The sequence below is a fragment of the Protofrankia sp. Cr1 genome, assembly GCF_963555865.1.
Taxonomy (GTDB): domain Bacteria; phylum Actinomycetota; class Actinomycetes; order Frankiales; family Frankiaceae; genus Protofrankia.
On sequence record NZ_CAUVXO010000653.1, the window covers coordinates 1 to 2753 of the forward strand.

The 2753-nt window shown below is 72.2% G+C and carries 2 protein-coding genes; both read left to right on the forward strand.

What is annotated here, in order from left to right; all coding sequences use genetic code 11:
• On the forward strand, positions 1-1969 hold a 1969-nt coding region (locus U9980_RS27425), incomplete at its 5' end, for a thiopeptide-type bacteriocin biosynthesis protein (protein ID WP_322770577.1).
• 411 nt (positions 1970-2380) lie between these two features.
• The gene (locus tag U9980_RS27430) at positions 2381-2563 is read left to right on the forward strand and encodes a hypothetical protein (protein ID WP_322770578.1); all 183 of its coding nucleotides are present in this window, start codon (positions 2381-2383) and stop codon (positions 2561-2563) included.
• The last annotated feature ends 190 nt before the right edge of the window (positions 2564-2753 follow it).

Below are 2753 nucleotides of genomic sequence, written 5' to 3' on the forward strand. Positions count from 1 at the left end.
CCGCGAGACCTCCTGGCGGCAGCTCTACCTCCGGTTCGCAGACTGGCAGCGGGCCGACCCGATCGCGGCGGCCCACCTGCTCCCACTCCTGGACGACGCCGAACGGCATGGCCAGATCAGCGCGTGGTGGTTCATGCGGAAGCACCCCTGCTGGCGCCTGCGGCTCCATCCAAGCCAGCCCGGCTCGTCCACCGGGATCGAGGCCAGGCTCGACGAGCTCGCCGCTGACGGCCAACTGGATGCCTGGTGGCCCGGGGTCTACGAGCCGGAGACCGCCGCGTTCGGCGGTGGCGCGGCCATCGACATCGCTCATGCCCTGTTCGCCGCCGACAGTCGCGGCGTCCTCGAGCTGGTCGTCGCAGGCAGGACCGGGCTCGGCCGCCGAGAGCTGTCGCTCCTGCTCGTCGGCGCACTCCTACGCGGTGCCGGCCTTGAGTGGTACGAGCGCGGTGACCTGTTCGACCGCATTTGCGTCGAACGACCGCTGCCACACGACGTCCCCGCCGAGAAGCTCACCGCGCTCAGCGACAGCCTGGCCGCCCTGCTGCGCACCGACACCGCCCCTGACGGGCCGCTGTTCGGCTCCGGCGGGCCCGCCGCCGCCCAAACCCGATGGGCCGACGCCTGCGGCAGCGCCGGCCGGGCGCTCGCGGACGCGAACCGGACCGGGCAGCTGCGCCGCGGGCTACGCGACATTCTCAGCTATCATGTGATCTTTCACTGGAACCGGCTCGGTCTGCCCGCCCGCACCCAGGCACTCCTCGCGCACGCCGCCCGCCAGGCTGTCCTCGGCCCCGCCGTGCCGCTTCGGCCGGCAACACTCCGGCTGTCCTGCGCTCCCGCGCCCGAGGTCGATCGGCTGCTCGGCCGATTCCCCCTGATCCATCACGGCCGGCTCCACTGCCCCGACCTGGCCAGCCGCGTTGCCCGCGTCGAGGAACTCGCCCAGAGCGCCGCCCTGCACGACGACCCTGACGACCGCATCAACGCCGCCTGCGCCGCCTGGAACCTGGCGGCGCTCATCGCCGCCGACTGCGACCTGCCCGACCTCGCCGCCGAGCTCTGTCACCACCAGTTCGGCATCGTCGAGGCAGCCTGGCCCGTCGCCGGCCGCGTCGCCATCGCCAGCCTGCAACCCCTGATCAACCTCGCCCGTCTCGACGAGCGCGCCGGCAACCCCCTCCGTGCCTTCCACACCCTCAGCCTGATCGACAGTGTCGCCCGCACCGGTGGCACCGCTGACATCGCCGGACGAACGATCGACTTCGCGTACTTCCTCGCTTCCGGCCGCGACAGCGGCGACCTCGACGCATTCCTTCGCCGCGTGCTGCGCGACGACGGCACCCGCGCTCTCGCCGCGGCCGGTCAATGGGCACGAACCGTCGACCATGCCACCCGCCACGACGACCTGCCCCACCAGCTTCGTGAAGCCCGGCAAGCCCGCATTCTCGCCGCCGCGCTGGACCAGCGGTTCGACGAGGCGATCCGGCTCCTCGACACCGCTGAGACGCCCGAACTCTGGGAGCAGGCCGTCGCCGCCTGCCTACGCGCCTACCTCGACATCAACACAGGACAGGCCGACCCCGAAGCACTCGCCGCGATGATCACCGCAGTGCAGCGGGCCCGCGGATCGACCCAACGCGACACCACCATCTTCCGGATCAAGCTCGGTCTCACCGCGATCGACCTCGCTGCCGCCACCCACCCACGCGAGGTCAGCCTGCTCGCCGCCGAACTCGGCGCTGACGCCCAGCGGTCCGCCAGCGCCTACGCCGCCCGTGAAGTCCTCGCTCATCCGACCTGCTGTGCCCTCCTCCTTCCGACGCAGGCCGCCGAGCTGAGCGCCTTGGTCGACAACGCGGGACTACACGCGGGAACGATCCCCGAGGACCTTCGCGAAAGGCTCCACCAGTCGACTCGTGCGGCGGCTCATGTGCTTAACCAGACGCTGCGGCGTTGGACGCGCTGACGCTCACGGCCAGTCAGGAACCGAACCCCAGGACGAAGAGTCTTGATCACTTCCAGCGCCCCTGACGTGCTATTCGCCCGCGCCGGGGTCGCCTTCGGAAACCTGACGCCCGACCACGTCCCATACCCCATGGACTCCCCGCGGGGGGTGCTGGTTTCGCCCGCGCTCGGACCCGGCGGGAACCCGCCGACGTCGGCGTCCTGCTCGGCCACCTGCACCTGATGGGCCTCGGCTGCCCGCCGCCGGTCCGCGCGGACCTCGTCGAGGGCGTCGAGGCATGGCTGGCCGGCCGGCTCGCCACGCGCCGTGGCGAATGGCAGGGATGGCTCGCTGCCGTGCTCACGACCTGGGCCGCGACCGTGTACGACACCGTCATCGGCGGCCTGTACCTGCCCGTGGACACGCTCCCGCTTGACCCGACCCGGGCAGGCCTTCCTGCGTCACCCGCTTCCGGCGCTCGCGGTTCTCGACGTCCTAACTCGGACCCTGCGCCGCCACAGCGCAGACGCAGCGTTGCACGCCGTCCTCAGCGCCCTCGCTGTCCCGCCCGAGCCCGCCAGTTCCGTCCCCTGGGGGACGACCGCGGACAACTGATCCCCCCCGTCGACCATCCGCTACGCCGAAAGGTGTCCCTCCATGGTGATCGCATTCCCGGGCCGCGCACGGCCCCTGCACCCCGCGTCCCGGACCCGCTCTCCGCTTACCGCGCTGTCCGGCGGCCTCGCTGCCGGCCGCGCGCCGACGGTCCGGTGATCGCCGCCGAGCGCGCGACGCGGCGTGCGCC